Source organism: Lacicoccus kunmingensis DSM 17847 (assembly GCF_059568765.1).
In genome coordinates this window covers 1-17,795 of sequence record NZ_JCANUC010000032.1, presented here as the reverse complement: position 1 = coordinate 17,795, position 17,795 = coordinate 1, and the positions used below count along the sequence as shown (strand labels likewise).

17 protein-coding genes are annotated in these 17,795 nt (G+C 32.3%); 16 read left to right on the top strand and 1 reads right to left on the bottom strand.

Going from position 1 to position 17,795, the window contains the following annotated elements:
* Positions 1-156: 156 nt before the first annotated feature.
* Complete coding sequence (locus BO48_RS16020; protein WP_496369023.1) at positions 157-1,023, bottom strand: D-psicose 3-epimerase; 867 nt, start codon at positions 1,021-1,023, stop codon at positions 157-159.
* A gap of 223 nt (positions 1,024-1,246) precedes the next feature.
* Between BO48_RS16020 and BO48_RS16015 the strand changes: the two genes are divergently transcribed.
* The 16 genes from BO48_RS16015 (at position 1,247) to BO48_RS15940 (ending at position 17,721) form a co-directional block, all read left to right on the top strand.
* Entirely contained in the window at positions 1,247-1,993 is a 747-nt protein-coding gene (locus BO48_RS16015; protein WP_496369021.1) for a GntR family transcriptional regulator, read from the top strand.
* Positions 1,994-2,044: 51 nt separating this feature from the next.
* A complete protein-coding gene (gene xylB, locus BO48_RS16010; protein WP_496369019.1) occupies positions 2,045-3,577 on the top strand; it encodes a xylulokinase in 1,533 nt (510 codons plus the stop codon).
* A 13-nt stretch (positions 3,578-3,590) separates the two neighbouring features.
* Positions 3,591-4,367, top strand: coding sequence for an SDR family oxidoreductase (locus BO48_RS16005; RefSeq protein WP_496369017.1), 777 nt, complete (start codon positions 3,591-3,593; stop codon positions 4,365-4,367).
* 237 nt (positions 4,368-4,604) lie between these two features.
* The gene (locus BO48_RS16000) at positions 4,605-5,699 is read left to right on the top strand and encodes a substrate-binding domain-containing protein (RefSeq protein WP_496369015.1); all 1,095 of its coding nucleotides are present in this window, start codon (positions 4,605-4,607) and stop codon (positions 5,697-5,699) included.
* 78 nt (positions 5,700-5,777) lie between these two features.
* The gene (locus BO48_RS15995) at positions 5,778-7,271 is read left to right on the top strand and encodes a sugar ABC transporter ATP-binding protein (RefSeq protein WP_496369013.1); all 1,494 of its coding nucleotides are present in this window, start codon (positions 5,778-5,780) and stop codon (positions 7,269-7,271) included.
* Positions 7,272-7,278: 7 nt separating this feature from the next.
* The gene (locus BO48_RS15990) at positions 7,279-8,238 is read left to right on the top strand and encodes an ABC transporter permease (RefSeq protein WP_496369011.1); all 960 of its coding nucleotides are present in this window, start codon (positions 7,279-7,281) and stop codon (positions 8,236-8,238) included.
* A 15-nt stretch (positions 8,239-8,253) separates the two neighbouring features.
* Positions 8,254-9,276, top strand: a complete 1,023-nt coding sequence (locus tag BO48_RS15985) for a zinc-dependent alcohol dehydrogenase (RefSeq protein ID WP_496369009.1) — start codon at positions 8,254-8,256, stop codon at positions 9,274-9,276.
* A 24-nt stretch (positions 9,277-9,300) separates the two neighbouring features.
* Positions 9,301-10,320 (top strand): zinc-dependent alcohol dehydrogenase, encoded by a 1,020-nt coding sequence (locus BO48_RS15980; RefSeq protein ID WP_496369007.1) that lies wholly within the window; start codon positions 9,301-9,303, stop codon positions 10,318-10,320.
* A 21-nt stretch (positions 10,321-10,341) separates the two neighbouring features.
* Entirely contained in the window at positions 10,342-10,926 is a 585-nt protein-coding gene (locus BO48_RS15975; RefSeq protein WP_496369005.1) for a glucose-6-phosphate isomerase family protein, read from the top strand.
* Between the two features lie 54 nt (positions 10,927-10,980).
* Positions 10,981-11,931 (top strand): phosphotriesterase family protein, encoded by a 951-nt coding sequence (locus tag BO48_RS15970; RefSeq protein WP_496369003.1) that lies wholly within the window; start codon positions 10,981-10,983, stop codon positions 11,929-11,931.
* 13 nt (positions 11,932-11,944) lie between these two features.
* Positions 11,945-12,919 carry a shikimate dehydrogenase family protein gene (locus tag BO48_RS15965; RefSeq protein ID WP_496369001.1) on the top strand — a complete coding sequence of 325 codons (975 nt, stop codon included), beginning with the start codon at positions 11,945-11,947 and terminating at the stop codon, positions 12,917-12,919.
* 4 nt (positions 12,920-12,923) lie between these two features.
* The gene (locus tag BO48_RS15960) at positions 12,924-13,862 is read left to right on the top strand and encodes a phosphoglycerate dehydrogenase (protein ID WP_496368999.1); all 939 of its coding nucleotides are present in this window, start codon (positions 12,924-12,926) and stop codon (positions 13,860-13,862) included.
* A gap of 8 nt (positions 13,863-13,870) precedes the next feature.
* Positions 13,871-14,524 carry a bifunctional 2-keto-4-hydroxyglutarate aldolase/2-keto-3-deoxy-6-phosphogluconate aldolase gene (locus BO48_RS15955; protein ID WP_496368997.1) on the top strand — a complete coding sequence of 218 codons (654 nt, stop codon included), beginning with the start codon at positions 13,871-13,873 and terminating at the stop codon, positions 14,522-14,524.
* A 190-nt stretch (positions 14,525-14,714) separates the two neighbouring features.
* Complete coding sequence (gene nagB, locus BO48_RS15950) at positions 14,715-15,449, top strand: glucosamine-6-phosphate deaminase (protein WP_496368995.1); 735 nt, start codon at positions 14,715-14,717, stop codon at positions 15,447-15,449.
* Positions 15,450-16,891: 1,442 nt separating this feature from the next.
* On the top strand, positions 16,892-17,398 hold the full coding sequence (locus tag BO48_RS15945) for a recombinase family protein (RefSeq protein WP_496369025.1): 507 nt from the start codon (positions 16,892-16,894) through the stop codon (positions 17,396-17,398).
* Positions 17,399-17,505: 107 nt separating this feature from the next.
* On the top strand, positions 17,506-17,721 hold the full coding sequence (locus BO48_RS15940) for a DUF3991 domain-containing protein (RefSeq protein WP_496368993.1): 216 nt from the start codon (positions 17,506-17,508) through the stop codon (positions 17,719-17,721).
* Positions 17,722-17,795 lie beyond the last annotated feature (74 nt).

Here is a 17,795-nt window from a genome sequence, read left to right as displayed (position 1 = left end):
TCTTTTTTATTTCGTTGCGCATCCTGTGTCCGAGTGAATCCCAGGATTTATCCTGGGATTCACTGATGAACTTTGAGTTGTTCAGTAAACCCTAATTACTTGTTAATATTTTTCTATGAATAATTCAGGATAAGTAATAATAAAAATGAATTCATGCTAATCAAATAGAGATTTAATATATTCTAAGGATTCCTGCGCATCTTTATCTAATTGTGTTTCATCTGCATGGTTTGATAAATCTCTCCAAACTTTAATGTCTTCTCCAACTATTCCACCAGTTTTCACGAAAGGTTCCATGACAATGTCTTTGTCGTATTTTATATCAACTAATGCTTCCGCAATTTTATCCCATGGCAACGAACCTTTCCCAGGGACTTTTCTATTACCTTCCCCTATGTGAAGATGACCGAGATACTCACCTGTAAAACGAATAGCTTCAGGTATATTATCTTCCTCGATATTCATATGAAATGTGTCTAGCATTACTTTAACGTTATTTTTATCAATTTCTTTCACAAAATCTACTGCTTCTTGAGCATCATTTATAAGAAATTGTTCGAAACGATTTAAAGATTCTACTAAAAGAGAAATATTATATTTTGCTGCTTCATCTGCTAATTCTTTCATACTTTTAATACTGTTGTTACGAGCTTCGTATTTTTTTATAGTTTTACTATAATCTACTGGCCAATAAGAATAGATAGTTCCACCGATCGTACGGATATTTGCTTGATCTAATTTATAAAACAATTTTTTCATAAAAGTAATACCATTTCTTCTTATATTTTCGTTATTTGATGAAACATCATATTCTGAAGGTAATCCGATTCCTGCGGTTAATCGAATATTATAATATTTTGCTTCTTTACAAAGCATTTCTATTTCCTCATCAGACATATTAACAATTCCCAATGCTCCAACTTCCAATACATCAAACCCAAGATCAGCTACTTTTTTTATATATTTTTGATAATCAGATTTCCAATCTTGCTCCCAATACGCAAAGTATATACCGAATTTCATTTTTGTCCCCCTCATTTTAAAAATAGAATATGGAGTAAAGCTTATTAATTTTAAAATATTTTTTCAGAATATTCTAATACAATATATTGTAAATAATACCTTACTATGTTACTATGTAATAATAATATAACAATAAAATTGAAAAAGCTCAAATATAATGTAGGAAATTTAAACTGTTTTCATTATTGATTTAAGATATTTAAATAACAAAAGAGGTGTGGTAATGAAAAGTAAAACTTTAGACAAAACAGTTCCAATACCCTTATATTTTCAACTAAAAGAAATTATTCTCAATGAAATTAAAAATGGGAATAAAAAAATTGGAGATTCTATTCCAACTGAAAAAGAATTAAGTGAAATCTTTAGTATTAGTAGGACTACTGTTAGGCAGGCAATCTCAGAACTTGTACAAGAAGGTAGGCTGTATAGAGTAAAAAGTAAGGGGACTTTTGTTTCAAAACCAAAAATAAATCAAAGTTTTGTTCAAGAATTGAATTCATTTAATGAGCAGATGCAACAATTAAATAAGATGCCAAGTACAAAATTATTAGAATTTGAGGTAATAGATCCTCCTCCTTTGGTAAGTGATGAATTGGGGCTGGAGGCTGGTGAAAAAGTTGTATATATTCATAGAAAAAGATTTGCAGATGATGAACCGATTGTGATGGTAAAAACTTATTTACCATTTAGTAAGTGTTCATTTGTACTTGATTTTGATTTGGAACAAAATTCATTGTATAAAGTATTGAATAAGAATGAAAATACTGAAGTCTATAAAATTCGACGCTTTATAGAGGCTGTTAAAGTAGAAAATTATGACATGGAAAACCTAGATGTTGACAGTAATAATGCCATACAACAATTTGTTTCAATTGGTTATAACTCCTATGACATGCCTATTGAATACTCGATAGCGAGATACCGTGGAGATAAGAATACGTTTGAAGTAACTGTTTCAATAAATAAATAAGATTTGTTTGCAATTAAGTATCAATTAATAACTAAACAAAGGGGAATTAGAATGACAAAGTATATTATATCCCATGATTTGGGCACTTCAGGAAACAAGGCAAGTTTATTCTCTGAAGAAGGTAAGTTGATTGGAAGTTTTGTCTCTAAATATGAAACTTATTATATAGGTAATAATTACGTTGAACAGAATGCTGAAAGTTGGTGGGAAGCTATATGTAAGACAACTCAAAATTTAATAAAAGACTTTAAAATTAATGGAAATGATATTGCGGTTGTTAGTTTTAGTGGCCAAATGATGGGATGTCTTTGTGTTGATATTAATGGAAATCCATTACGTCATTCTATTATTTGGGCAGATCAACGTGCTCAAAAACAAGCACTACATATTGAAAAAAATATAAGCCAAGAGGAATTTTACAGTATCGTGGGTCATAAAAACACTCCATCATATGGTATTCAAAAGCTCATGTGGATTAAGGATAATGAGCCTGAAATTTATGAGAAAACATATAAAATGCTTAATGCTAAGGATTTTATCGTATCACGTCTAACAGGCAATTTTTATACAGATTATTCAGACGGAAACAGCACTGGTTGTTTTGATTTAAAAAACTTAAAATGGTCTGACAAGATTATAGAATATTCAGGCATTGATAAGGATAAATTACCAGAATTAAAACCTTCTACTTATATAGCGGGAAAAGTTACAGTAGAAGCTTCAAAAGCTACGGGCTTAATCGAAGGGACACCTGTTGTTTTAGGCGCTGGTGACGGGGTGACGGCAAGTGTAGGCGCCGGATCAATTTCTCCTGGCAGAACTTATTGTTCTTTAGGGACCTCAGCATGGATTACAACAACAACTAAAGAGCCGATCTATGATAAAGAAATGAGAACAGTTACTTGGGCTCATGCGATTCCTGGATTATATGCCCCCAACGGTACGATGCAAACAGCAGGAGGAGCTTTAAGTTGGTTTAAAAATGAATTGTGTAAAGTAGAATCTCATATGGCTGAAGAGTCTGGTACATCTTTTTATGACATTATTAATAAAGAGGTTAATCAATCGCCGGCTGGTTCAAATGGGATTTATTTTTTACCTTACCTTTTAGGTGAACGAGCACCACGTTGGGATGTGTATGCCAAAGGAGCTTTTATAGGTTTAAAGACAGAGGATGAGCGTAAAGATATAATGAGAAGTATTATGGAAGGGGTTACATTTAACTTAGCCATTATTCTAGATGTTCTTCGTATCCAAGTAGAAATTAATGAATTAATGGTAGTTGGTGGAGGAGCCAAAAGTTCTGTTTGGAACCAAATAATGTCTGACGTTTTTAATACTGAAGTCAAAGTCCCAGAAGTTCTTGAAGAAGCTAGTTCTATGGGGGCCGCAATTATTGGGGGAGTCGGAGTAGGGCTTTTTGATGATTTTAATGTTATCGATAAATTTATTAATATTAATGCTACTACTACTCCCGATGAAAACTCCGTCGCTATTTATACAGAAAATAAAATCGTATTTGATGAGGCTTATTATGCCCTTAAGCCTGTATTTGAAAAAATGTCTAAATTAAATAAATTTTGAAAGGGAGAATAAAATGACATCACTTGAAAATCTTTTTTCTCTAAAAGGTAAAACAGTATTAATTGTTGGAGGAGCACAAGGGATTGGTAAGATAGTAGCTGAGTATTTAGCAGGAGCAGGAGCAGACTTGGTTATTTTTGATTTACAAGATGAGAAGGCTGAAAAAATTGCTAAGGAGATTGGTGATAAATATCAGTGTAGGTCAATTTCTTATGAGGTTGATGTGACTAATCCTACAGAAATAAAAGAGGCATTATATAAAGCTGACAATGAAATGGGTAAGATAAATTTACTTTTTAATAATGCCGGTATTGTTGTTCAAAAGCCGGTTATTGACCTTGAACCAGAAGAATGGTTAAAGGTCATAGATGTTAACTTAAATGGAATATTTTATGTAGCACAAACTTTTGGTAAATATTTAATAGATAATAAACAAAAAGGTGCAATAGTAAATACAGCCTCGATGTCTGGAACTATTGTAAATTATCCACAACGACAAGCTTCATATAATGTTTCAAAAGCTGGAGTAATACAACTGACGAAGTCATTAGCAGTAGAGTGGGCTAATTTAGGTATTCGTGTTAATTCAATAAGCCCAGGTTATATTTATACAGAATTAACTTCATCTGTACGTGAGGATTGGAGGAAAGAGTGGGCAGATCTAACACCGATGAAAAGGATGGGTACGCCAGAAGAAGTAGCAGGTGGAACAATCTATTTATTGTCAGATTCAGCTTCATTCACTACCGGTACTGATTTAATTATGGATGGTGGCTTTACTTCTGTATAATCACTTTTATTTATTTTATATTTTTACTCAATGTTTCAATATTAAAATAGTAGCTGAACAACGAGACAGTCTATTAATATACAAACATTATTAATATAATTTAGGTTGGAAAATTAAGAAAATTTAAACTTTTCTTAAATAACACTTGAAAGCGTAATCATAATGTATTATATTATATTAATAAGTAATTACTACAATGTAATGTAGTAACAATACAACTTATCAGGGGGATAAAAAATGTTTAAAACAAAGTACTTATTTTTTATGATTTTAGGTTTAATGTCTATTTTAATGGTAGCGTGTGGTGGAAATGATAACGCAGAGTCTAGCACAGAAGATAATGGGGAAGATGAGAACGCAGCAGAAGATGAGATTAATGTGGGTTTAGCTATGAAAACTCAAGATTCTCCATATTTTGTTAGCTTAGTAGAAAGTGTACAAGAATTTAGTGATGAAGAAGGTTGGAATCTAGACATCTTAGATGCAAATGGTGATACAACACAAGAGTCTCAAAACTTTTCAACATTCATCTCTCAAGGTAAAGACTTAATATTTGTAGATGCAATTGAGCCTAGTGCTGTTGTGCCGAGCATTAATCAAGCAGTAGAAGCTGGTATCCCTGTTATTGCATTAGATAGCGGGGTTGATGAAGGAGCAAATAATGTAACCACGGTATATTCAAATAATACTCAAAATGGTCGTTTAGTTGGAATTGAATACGGTGGAGAAATGTCAAATAATGATGAAATAAAAGGAATTACTTTAAGTGGATCTAGAGGCAATATCGCTGGTATGGAAAGAAGAACAGGTTTATATGCTGGAATTATTGAATCTCGAACTGAAATGTCGGAAGAAGAAGCAATGGAAGCCGCAGAAAGTCTTGATAGTCAAGTAATTTCTGAGGGCAGTGGAACAAATGAAGAGGCTAATCTAACTATTGTTGGACAAGGTTGGGGAAACTGGACAGAGTCCGGGGGACTGAATGCAGCTGAAGATTTAATCACATCAAATCCTGATATCACAACAGTTTTTGGTGAGAATGACCAAATGTTATTCGGTGCAAAAACAGCAATAACCAACGCTAGTCTTAATGAAATTGATTTAGTTGCAGGAGCTGATGGTGCTCAAGATGCTTTTGATTTAATAAAAGAAGGTGAGTATTTTGGAACTGGATTAAATAGTCCTACACTAGTAGCTGAACGAAGTGTAGAAATTGCTAAAGAAATTTTAGTTGATGGTGAGGATCCAGAATCATATCCTGAAATAACAACTACTGAGCCAGCTGCTGTAACAGAAGAGAATGTAGATGAGTACTATGATTTAGGATTTTAACTTTTAATTAATAAAAGAGAGACTAGAAAAACTAAAATTTTAGTCTCTTTTTTTTATAAAAATGAAGGATGATGATTTATGAATGAAAATTATATTGTTCATATGGAGAATATTTCAAAAAACTTCGGGGGAGTAAAAGCCTTAAAAAATGTGACAATGAATGTAAAAAAAGATGATATTCATGCTTTAATTGGCGAGAATGGTGCAGGAAAATCTACATTGATGAAAATACTAGCTGGTGCATATAAAAAAGATGTAGGTGATATTTTTATCGATGGAGTGGAGACCCCAAAAACTCCAACTCCTAAAGGTATGATAAATCTCGGAATATCAGTGATATATCAAGAGTTTATGCTAGCACCTAATTTGACTGTTGCAGAAAATATCTTCATAGATAATTTGTCTAATAATGGTTTTTTTGTAAATTGGAAAGAAATAAGAAGGAAATCCAAAATTCTATTAGACAGACTAGGTTTCAGTCAAATAAAACCAGAAGATACAGTTGGAGAACTTAGTGTAGCGTATCAACAAATCGTTGAAATTGCTAAATGTTTAGCAAGAAATTCAAAGATTATGGTTTTTGACGAGCCTACTGCAGTACTTACACTTACTGAAACCAGAAAATTACTATCTTTAATTAAACAGCTAAAAACTGAAGGTATTACTATCATCTACATATCACACCGTTTAGAAGAATTGTTAGAAATCAGTGATAAGATAACAGTTTTAAAGGATGGATCTTATGTCGATACAATCGATACAGAAAATGCTACTAAAGATAAATTAATTCACCTAATGGTAGGACGTAATATAGAAAACTTGTTTCCTGAGAGAAACGCAATAATTGGAGAAGAAGTTTTAAAGGTGAAAAATTTGAAAGCTGGAGAACTTGTTAAAGATGTTTCTTTCTCAGTTAAAAAAGGTGAAGTGGTTGGTTTTAGTGGGTTAGTTGGAGCTGGTAGAACTGAAACTATGCGGGCAATATTTGGAGCAGATAAAAGAATTTCTGGAGAAGTAGTGTTTTTTGGTGAAAAAGTGAATTTCAAAAACCCAAAAGAAGCAATAAAAAAAGGGTTCGGTCTATTGCCAGAAGATAGAAAGCAACAAGGTTTACTTCAAGAACAGTCAATTAGAATGAATACCACATTAACATCGATAAAAAAAATTAAACATTTAGATATTATTAATCATAAAAAAGAACGGAATTATGCAGAGGATTTACTGAAAAGAGTATTTACTAAGTATGGATCATTAGAAGATAGTGTGAATAGTTTAAGTGGGGGTAATCAACAAAAAATCGCAATTGCAAAATGGTTAGCTGCGGATTGTAGATGTATTGTATTTGATGAACCAACTAGAGGTGTTGATGTGGGTGCAAAAGTTGAGATTTATAAAGTGATTAATGAATTAGCTGAAATGGGTGTAGCGATAATTGTAATCGCTTCAGAAATGAATGAAATTATAGGTTTATGTGACCGGTCAATTGTTATGAAAGAAGGTTATGTAACAGCAGAATTACAAAAAAAGGATTTAAATGAAGATACTTTACTGAAATATGCTATGGGAGGATGAATGAGTAATGGCTGAAGACAAAAAAAAAATTAATATAAAAAATGTGTTGATTGAATATAATACTTATTTTATTTTTTTGTTACTTATACTAGTTAGTTCTATTATGTCTGAATATTTTTTCACTAGTGGTAATTTAATCAATATTCTTTTGCAACAAGCTGGTCCGATTTTGGTAGCAATTGGTATGCTTTTTGTAATCTTAACAGGTGGGATAGATTTATCTGTAGGTTCAGTGATGGCAGTTGGCGCCTCAGTATCCGCGATACTCATAACTGATCTACAAATGAATTTTATTTTAGCTATTATTATTGCAGTTTTAGTAGGTACTATATTTGGTCTTTTCACGGGAATTCTAACTGCTTACGTTGGAATTCAAGGTTTTGTTGCTTCTTTAGCAACCATGACAATAGCAAGAGGTTTTGCTTTCGTACTAACATCTGGTATGCCCATCCAGTTACCAGCGGGTACTTTAGATACACTTGTTGCTCGTGACAATTTTTACCCAATCATTTTTATTACTTTAACATTTATCATCTTATTTACTTTAGTACAAAAGTATACTGGATGGGGAAGAACGGTTATGGCGGTAGGCAGTAATTCAACAGCTGTAGAATTAGCTGGTATAAAAACTAAAAAGTTTGTTGCGTCAACATATGCTCTTTCAGGAAGCTTATCCGCACTCGCAGGTATATTTATAGCAGCAAGAACATCTACTGGGAGTGCAACTATCGGACAAATGCAAGAACTTGATGCAATTGCTGCTGTAGTAATAGGTGGGGCAAGTCTTATGGGAGGCAAAGGATTTGTTGTTCCAGCAGTTATTGGAGTACTCATTCTAGGATTGATTGGAAATGTAATGAATTTATTAAGTATTCCATCATACCCACAAGATATTATAAAAGGTTTTATAATTATTGCTGCAGTCACATTACAAATTACAACTAGCCGTAAGGAAAAAACTATCTAATTAAGAGGAGATTTAATGCAAACATTAATTGTAACTAAACAAGGAGAACTTGAAATTGTAGAAAGACCTTTGCCCACATATGGTGACACACAATCACTGGTTAAAATTATAAGTTGTGGTATATGCGGAACTGATGAAGCAATCATTCAAAAAAACTTTAAAGGTATATTAGAAGATTCATATCCACTTATGATAGGTCACGAAGCCGTAGGTAGAGTTGTAGAAGTTGGACAAAAAGTAACATCTTTTAATATAGGAGATTTTGTTCTTCTACCATTCAATACTCCAGGAGAATCTATGGGATCTGCCTGGGGAGGTTTTAGCGAATATGGCGTGATAAATGATTATAAAGTTATAGATAAGGAAAATACCCCTGAAGAAGCTTTCGCACAAACAAAACTTCCACCTGAAATTAATCCAATTGAAGCACCGATAATTATCACATTACGCGAAGTTTATAGTGCTATAAAATATTTTGAGCTAAATCAAGAACATAATGTGGTAGTTATTGGTAGTGGTCCAGTTGCAGTTACTTTTGTTAAATTACTTAAATTATTAGGCTTAAAATCTTTGACAGTAATTGTGAGAAATGAAGAGAAAGAAAAATTGTTTAAAAGAATTGGTGCTCCATTTGTTATTAATTCTGGTAAATCTGATGCTGTTAATGAATTAAAAATGACTTATCCGAAGGGGGTAGATAAGGTTATTGATGCTGTTGGATCTTCTGAGGTAATAAATCAAGGATTAAAAATGATAAAAGATAGAGGGGAAATCTTATGTTATGGGGTTCCTAAAAGTAACAATATGAATTTAGATTGGAGTGACGCTCCATATAACTGGAAACTTAACTTTCAACAAATGCCATATAAGTTTGAAGAAGGAGAAGTAACAGATGAAATTATAAATTGGATTTATTCCGGAGATTTAGATTTAAAAGATTTTATATCAGATTATATTCCTTTTGATAACATTTTAGAAGGTTTTAAAAAATTTAAAGAAAAAAACATATTAAAAAAAGCAATAGTTACATTTGAATAACTATAAATAGGAGGAACTTAATATATGATACAAGCAATAATGGTAGAACCAGGGAACATTCAATTCAAAGAAGTTCCTGTACCTGAGATTAAACCAAATCAAGTAAAGTTAAAAATAGAAAGCATTGGAGTATGTGGCTCTGATATCCATGTTAATCATGGTAATCATCCTTATACTTCCTATCCTGTAGTTCAAGGACATGAAGTGGCGGCTGAAGTTTTAAATATAGGAGAAAGTGTAGAAGATGTAAGTATCGGTGACAGAGTAACAGTACAACCACAAGTGGTTTGTGGGAAATGTTACCAATGTAAAAATGGTATGTATAATGTTTGTGAAAAATTGAAAGTAATGGGATTTCAAACAACAGGTATGGCGAGTGAATATTTTGTTGTGGATTCGGATAAAATAATTAGTCTGCCTAAAAGTATCAACATAGATCAGGGGGCTTTAATTGAGCCTTTAGCTGTTGCTGTACATGCTGTAAAAAGAATAGAGAGTGTTGAAGGGAAAAAAATACTTGTTTTAGGTGGTGGGCCAATTGGTAACTTGGTGGCGCAAACAGCTAAAGCATTAGGTGCGGAATCAGTTCTAGTTTCCGAATTGAGCCCATACAGAATTGAGATAGCAGAACGATGTGGTATTAAAACAGTTAATTCCGGGAAGGATAATTTATTTGATAGCATAATCAATAACTTTGGAGAAGAAAAGGCAGACATCATATTTGATTGCGTTGGTATAAATTCAACTATGAATCAAGCAATAGAATATGCTCGGAAAGGCAGCACCATAGTGTTAGTAGGAGTTTTCTCTGAATTAGGTCAGGTAAATTTAGGTTTAGTACAAGACCATGAGTTGACTTTAAAGGGAAGCGCAATGTATAGGAAAGAAGATTATATTAATGCAATTGATCTTATTGATAAAAAACTTATTGACTTAGATATATTAATAACTAATCATGTTAAATTTAAGGACTTTAAAAAAGCTTATGAATTAATTGATAATTATAAAGATGAAGTAATGAAAATTATGATTGATATGAATTAATAAAAATAGGAGTGTATTATTATGAATTTAAATAACAATGTTGACCCATTTTCTTTAATGTTTAACCTGAAAACCGGTATATCAGATGAAAAAGAATCTTCAAAAAGAATGTTATCAGACATGAAAGGTATGTTCTCTGATAATGACGCATATGAAAAGATATTAGAAGGGGGAGGAGATAGATTAGTTTATGAATTCTATCAATTAGATCTTCCTTCAACCGATGGAAATCTATTATTTGGCACTAGTATTGTTTATCCAGGTCAGGTAGGAGATGAATTCCATATGACAAAAGGTCATTTTCATACCATCCTAGATACAGCAGAAGTTTATTATTGTTTGAGTGGCGAGGGATGTTTAGTAATGGAGAACCCAGAAGGAGACACTGCCGTTGAAAAATTTGAGCCTGGTAGAGCGGTTTATACACCTGGTAGATATGCTCATCGAAGTGTGAACACTGGAAGTGAGCCTCTAGTTACTTTTTTTGTATTTAGATCTGATGCTGGTCATGATTATGGGGCAATTGAAACAAAGGGGTTTCGAAAACTCATTTATAATAATAATGGTAATAGCCAAGTAGTTGATAATTCAAAATTCTTAAAATGATTTTCTTTTATCATTTAATGATATTTGTAAATTGTTGAGAAAGTTGGTGACGGAATGATACAAACAGTTTTATCTAAAATTAAACAGGAGCAATTAAAATTTTGTCATAGTCATGAACATTTATTCATTGCAGAAGGACAACCTGCTAAAGTAAATCCTGTACTAAGAATTGATAACTATGATCTTACAATTCAAGAATTAGAGATGTTTAAAAATATAGGCGGGTCAGCTATTATCGATGCACAACCCGGTGGTGCGGGTAGGATGGAAAGAAATTTGGTGAACGCATCAAGAGATACAGGAGTCCATATTCTTGCATCAACAGGTTTCCATAAGCTTATATATTATCCAGAAGAACACTGGATAAAATCTTATCCCAAAAATAAATTGAAAGATATATTCGTTCATGAGTTAGAAAAAGGCATGTTTATCGATACAGATAATAATGAACCTAAAAAAAGCATACCTTATCTTGCAGGACTGATAAAAGTGGCTATTGATGATGATCGACTGCAAGACACGGATAAAAATTTATACTATGCAGCGGCTGAAGCAAGTAAAGTTACTGGTGCACCGATAATGTGTCACACAGAAAGCTGTGAACAAGGTTTGTTTTTAGCTAAATATTTTTTAAATCTTGGGGTTAAACCAGGAAACATAATCATCTGTCACTTGGATAAGAAAAAAGAAGAAATTAACAAACAAAAAGAAATTGGAAAACTTGGTGTGTTTTTAGAATATGATACTATTGGTAGATTTAAATATCACACTAATGAAGATGAAGTGAAAATGATAATTCAATTATTAGAATGGGGCCTAGAAGATCAAATACTTCTAGGTTTAGATACTACTAGAAATAGACTGAAAAGTTACGGGGGAGTGATTGGCCTAGATTATATTAAAAAAACTTTTATCCCCATATTAAAGCAACATGGTATAGAAAAAAATATAATAGATAAATTTTTAGTTCATAACCCAAGAATAGCTTTTTCTAAAACACTATAAAAGGATGAAAATAATGACAGTATTAAATAAGGCGACTCAACCAACAATGTATTTTATAGGGGTTACAACTAAAAAATCTTCTATAATGAAATTGTTTCCATTATGGGCAGATGCTTTAGGTCTCAAAAATACGGTTTTAAAGGGTATTGATATAGATATTCATGCCAATGATGAAGTATACCAAGAGGTTGTAAATTTTATTAAGAATGATCCAAATTCAAAAGGGGCTTTAGTTACTACCCATAAAATTGATTTGTTTAATGCTTCAAAAGACTATTTCGATTACTTGGATCCTCATGCTTCAATGTTAAATGAAATTTCTTCAATTTCAAAAACAGAAAATTCACTTGAAGGATATGCAAAGGACCCTATTACAAGTGGGTTAGCAATAGAATCATTTGTACCTAATAATTATTGGGGAAGAGATAATGAGGTATTTATCATGGGAGCTGGTGGGAGTGCTTTAGCAATATCTTCGTATTTAACTGACGAAAAGCATGGAGATAATATACCCCACAAAATCATTATTAGTAATCGTAGTCAAGAACGTTTAATATCTGCTGAACGTATTCTAAGTAAAATCGATACTTCTACAATTTTTGAATACAAACATTGTCCAACACCAGAGGATAATGATAAGATATTGAACAATTTAAGTGAATCTTCAATGGTAATTAATGCTACTGGCCTAGGGAAAGATCGACCTGGTTCTCCAATAACAGATAGAGCTGAGTTTCCTACAGGAGGTATTATATGGGAGCTGAATTACCGCGGGGAACTTACTTTTATGAATCAGGCTTTAGTCCAAAAGAATTCTGCAAATTTACATGTTGAAGATGGCTGGGTTTATTTTATACATGGCTGGACTCAGGTTATAGCAGAAGTATTTCAAATTGAAATAGAGAATCATTTTGATGAATTAGAAAGAATTGCACATGATTTTTCAAAAACACAAAATAATAAAAGTTCAACTAGAGGGGATAGTTAACCTTATGACGTATAAAATTTTAGTTACTCCTAGATCATTTGGAAAACACAGTGATAATCCATTTAAAATACTTGAAAGCCAAGGTTTTGAAGTCATTAGAAATCCATACTCAGAGATTATGACAGAAGAACAAATTATAGAACAAATAAAAGACGTTGATGGTGTAATTATTGGGGTCGACCCATTAAATAAAAATGTTTTGCAGAATGCCAAAAAGCTTAAAGTTATAGCTAAATATGGCGTCGGAATAGACAATATAGACATTGATTTTGCTAAAAAAAACAATATTCCAGTTTCTATAACATTAAATGCTAATGCAGATGCGGTGGCAGATTATACGTTTGCTTTAATGCTAGCAACCGCAAGAAAAGTTTCTCAGATAGATAGGGAATGTCGTAATATGCAGTGGGATAAAATTACAACTATAGATGTTAATAATAAAACTTTAGGCTTAATTGGTTTGGGGAATATTGGTAAGAAGGTTGTTGCCCGTGCAAAAGGGTTTAATATGAATGTACTGGCATTTGATTTAAATAAAGATGATAAATTTGCAAAAGAAAGTAATGTGACATTCGTAGATAATATAGATGAAATTTTTAAATATGCTGATTTCATCAGTCTACACTTACCTTTGAACAATCATACTAAGTATATTATTGATAATAATCAGTTTAAACAAATGAAGTCTACCGCAGTTATAATTAATACTGCCAGAGGTGGATTAATCAACGAAGAAGCATTATTTAAAGCGTTAAAAGAAAATAAAATTTGGGGAGCTGGAATTGATGTATTTGAAAATGAACCACCCGATAATGTCGAGCTTTTAAAACTAGATAATATTGTAATAGGATCACATGCATCAGCTTCCACAGTACAAGCGATAGATAATATGGGCATCATGGCAAGTGAAAATTTAGTAAATGACTTTTTTGATAGGAGTTGAATCATTATATGATAGATAAAGAAGAAATAATTAAAAATATAGGTGATAGTGGTATAGTTGCTGTAATAAGAGCAGACAGTGAGGATCATGCTTTAAAAATAGCAGAAGCTTGTGTCAATGGTGGAATAAAAACATTGGAGATTACATTTACAATACCTAAAGCCAATCGAATACTTGAAAAACTATCCGAACTATATAGTGGGACAGGGATTGTCCTTGGTGCAGGGACAGTAATGGATTCAGAAACGGCACGAATTGCGATTTTATCAGGTGCTCAATTTATTGTTTCACCATATTTTGATTCTCAAACAGTCCGATTATGTAATCGTTATCGAATACCATGTATGCCAGGAGCAATGACTGTTAAAGAAGTTGTAGAAAGTATGGAGTCAGGTGCTGATATTATTAAATTATTCCCAGGTGAAATTAGCGGGCTACAAATGTTAAAATCTATAAAAGGACCTCTCCCACAAGCAAAATTAATGCCTACTGGTGGAGTAAATCTTGAAAATGTAGAAAAGTGGATTAAATCAGGGGCTTTTGCGGTAGGAGTTGGCAGTTCGTTAATTGGTGGTGCTTCTCAAAGTGATTACGAAAGTATTACAAAAAAAGCTGAGAAATTTATTACTATCATAAAAAATAGTAAGGTTACTAATGAATAGTATATTAGATAGCAGCAAGGGCTAGAAAATTATTCGAAAATTCAATAGATTAAGTATTTGCATAGTTAACTTATAATATTCTAAGTTTTAATATGTCAAACACCATCTTTATTATTTTAACAGGATAGTTATAATACTTTATGTTTTTGCTTAACACTATTTACTCATATTGTATTAGGAGTTGGTTAATATGAAAATTATTACCGTCAAAAATTATGAAGAAATGAGCAGTATAGCATGTAATTTAGTGGTAAAAAAAATTAATCAGATTGATTATCCTGTAATGGGATTTGCAACAGGTTATACACCTGAAGGGCTTTATAAGCAATTAGTTGAAAAATTTAATAACAATGAAGTGTCTTTTAAAAACGTGAAATCATTTAATTTAGATGAGTATGTTGGGGTAGAAAAAGATGATCCGAATAGTTATTATTATTATATGAACACTAACTTATTCAGTTTAGTAGACATTTTAGACAGAAACATCAACCTTCCTAATGGATTAGCTAATAATTTACAACAGGAATGTGAGGATTATGAAGAAAAGATAATGAAAGCAAACAATATAGACCTTCAAATATTAGGTATAGGTGTCAACGGGCATATAGGATTCAATGAGCCAGGCACATCTTTTACAAGTGTTACACGCGTTGTAGATTTGCATACTACAACCATTGAATCAAATTCTAGATTTTTTAGTTCAATTGAAGACGTACCTAAGCAAGCAATTTCTATGGGTATTAAAACTATTATGGAGAGTAAAGAAGTTCTATTACTTGTCACTGGAGAAAATAAAGCTGAGGTATTATCTAAATTTTTAAGAGAAGAAATAACTGAAGATTTACCAGCATCAATTTTAAAAAAACATAAAAATCTAACTCTAATTGCGGATAAAGATGCTTTATCTAAATATAATTCGTTTTGATTCAGTAAATACTCACCTATAGTTACCTACATAAATTTTGATAAAGTTTTAGTGATAGAATAATTCCCAGCAAATTGATACTTCTATAAATATGATGTAGAATTTCATCAATCTTAGACAGTTAATTTCATGCTCCATCCTAATAGTCAATCATAAAAAACTCCATTCCGTGTCGCGCTCCGCCTGCACGGCACAAATAGTAATTAAAAGGTGAACGGACACCATTAATGTAGTAAAATGACACTAAGGAGATAGGCTACAAAGCACGGCAGAAGGAGTTGGGGACTGCTCTTATTACTGAGTTTAAACCAGTATAAAAAACAGTGATAACATTTACCTGTTCAAGCATAAATAAGTGGTTCTTTAAGACCGTACACTAATCATTGGATTAACGATTGTTAGTTGCTTGGTAAATACAGTCAATGTCTCCTTTTATCCTTATTGATAGGAGTCCTGATTTTGCGTGTTGTATATCTATTTGTTGTGGCATCGATGTTCACAAATTTTTTCTCATTGCTACGATCATTAAGACCAACCTAGAGGGTATGATGCCTGATTATCAAGTAATAGACTGACGATTCAATGATACGAAAAATATATTATTCGATTGTTTATTTAGCGTGTCTTTTTTAAACTATACCTATAAATTCTTTTCACACTACCTCCGATATAAAATGTCATACCCATGGGTGTGCGCATTAATTATATCGGAGGCAGTGGTAAACTAACTGGCAAGAGTTGGTACATTCCTTGTCATTTGGTGGTAAGAAAGATGGCAGAGCTGGTACGTTCGCTTGGCAGTAATCACAAAGCCTATAAAAAGTAATAACACTGGTGATAGGCTCTTCTTTTACCTTTATAAATATTCACTTATAGTCAAAGGTTCTTCTTCAAGAAATCTATGCTATCTTAAATTTATTTAAATGAACATCTGGCTATAGACTGCATCTCTGTCTGTTCCTACATATTCAATGCCGTTTTCCGGCAACCACGCTTCCGCACCTCCGACACGATCCGCGGTCATGAATCAAATTATTACGAATGAAACAATGAGCAGAAGAAAAATACCGATCATCAATAATATTGCTTTCATCGTAAGCGTCAAATAGGTACAAACGACACGTCAATATACTAATCTTTTTTGAGAATCTCTTATTATTGTGACTTCATTTTGAAAGAATAAACCCTGCACCTTTTCAAAGTGCAGGCTATCTTTTGTGTTATCCATTAAACGACCGTTTAAAAGACAAAATAGCTCTTTTCAAAAAAGGGCTATTTTTATTGCTTATTTGTGCTTTTACTTGTGTTTTTATCTATGTTTATATATTGTAAATCTATATGAGTTTATGTACAGTGTGCAATCATTTATAAGCTTTTAAATATAAGAAGGTGAGTTGTGTATGGCAAGAGTAAGTACAAAAGATTAAAAACTAGATAGTCAAATTGATGTACTGAAAGCACATGGTTGTGAACGTATATTTTCAGAGAAAGTAAGTGGAAGGAAATACAAACGTACAGAGTTAGATAATTGTTTAGATTATATGAGAGAAGGTGATACGTTAGTCATTACAAAATTAGACCGCTTAGGTAGAACGACTAAGCAGTTAATCGAGCTATCTCTCTATTTAGATAATGAAAATATTAATCTGCAAATTATAGATATGGATATTAGTACAAAAGATGCGATGGGTAAAATGTTTTTTACTATGATGAGTGCTTTTGCAGAATTAGAAGCTAATTTATTAAGTGAACGTACTAAGAAAGGACTTGAATCAGCACGATCAAGAGGGAGAGTGGGAGGACGACCTGCGATACCTAATCAGAAGAAAGAGATGATAAAATCACTATATAATAGTAGAAACTATTCTGGGGAGGAGATTGCTAAGATGGTTGGAGTATCCAGATCCACAATTTATAAAGTTATTCATGAAAGTCAAAACTCTATATAATTCAAAATTTTTATACTATAACTATCTTTATTAGAAATACGTAGTAAAAAACTCCCAATCTATACTAACCTGATATCATTAAAGTTTACAGTAGAATAAAATAGTTTTTGTTGAGCGCCGTAAGCATTCAACAGAATCATAATGATAATGATAATGCAGTGTTTTTATGGGCAAAAAATAAAGAGGTTGTCGGTATGGATAAGCAGGGTACAAATCCTGAAAAGCGCTTTAAACAGATTGTGAAAAATTCTGATGAAAAGCAGGGCTTCACCATTACAAATAGTAAACCGGAGAATCTATATGTAGGGGCTACTGAATATTAAAATTTCCCTGATATTAAAGGGTTTATACCCATTTTTGTCGAAATCAGGTGCAAAGTCATTTATCATGGAACCAA

Bases quoted from the DNA above. Each gene is read 5' to 3' on its own strand.
- BO48_RS15970 (WP_496369003.1), top strand. From the start codon at position 10,981: ATGATACAAACAGTTTTATCTAAAATTAAACAGGAGCAATTAAAATTT.
- BO48_RS15955 (WP_496368997.1), top strand. From the start codon at position 13,871: ATGATAGATAAAGAAGAAATAATTAAAAATATAGGTGATAGTGGTATA.
- BO48_RS15975 (WP_496369005.1), top strand. From the start codon at position 10,342: ATGAATTTAAATAACAATGTTGACCCATTTTCTTTAATGTTTAACCTG.
- nagB (WP_496368995.1), top strand. From the start codon at position 14,715: ATGAAAATTATTACCGTCAAAAATTATGAAGAAATGAGCAGTATAGCA.
- BO48_RS16020 (WP_496369023.1), bottom strand. From the start codon at position 1,023: ATGAAATTCGGTATATACTTTGCGTATTGGGAGCAAGATTGGAAATCT.
- BO48_RS16005 (WP_496369017.1), top strand. From the start codon at position 3,591: ATGACATCACTTGAAAATCTTTTTTCTCTAAAAGGTAAAACAGTATTA.
- BO48_RS15960 (WP_496368999.1), top strand. From the start codon at position 12,924: ATGACGTATAAAATTTTAGTTACTCCTAGATCATTTGGAAAACACAGT.
- BO48_RS15965 (WP_496369001.1), top strand. From the start codon at position 11,945: ATGACAGTATTAAATAAGGCGACTCAACCAACAATGTATTTTATAGGG.
- BO48_RS15980 (WP_496369007.1), top strand. From the start codon at position 9,301: ATGATACAAGCAATAATGGTAGAACCAGGGAACATTCAATTCAAAGAA.
- BO48_RS16000 (WP_496369015.1), top strand. From the start codon at position 4,605: ATGTTTAAAACAAAGTACTTATTTTTTATGATTTTAGGTTTAATGTCT.
- BO48_RS16015 (WP_496369021.1), top strand. From the start codon at position 1,247: ATGAAAAGTAAAACTTTAGACAAAACAGTTCCAATACCCTTATATTTT.
- BO48_RS15990 (WP_496369011.1), top strand. From the start codon at position 7,279: ATGGCTGAAGACAAAAAAAAAATTAATATAAAAAATGTGTTGATTGAA.
- xylB (WP_496369019.1), top strand. From the start codon at position 2,045: ATGACAAAGTATATTATATCCCATGATTTGGGCACTTCAGGAAACAAG.
- BO48_RS15995 (WP_496369013.1), top strand. From the start codon at position 5,778: ATGAATGAAAATTATATTGTTCATATGGAGAATATTTCAAAAAACTTC.
- BO48_RS15985 (WP_496369009.1), top strand. From the start codon at position 8,254: ATGCAAACATTAATTGTAACTAAACAAGGAGAACTTGAAATTGTAGAA.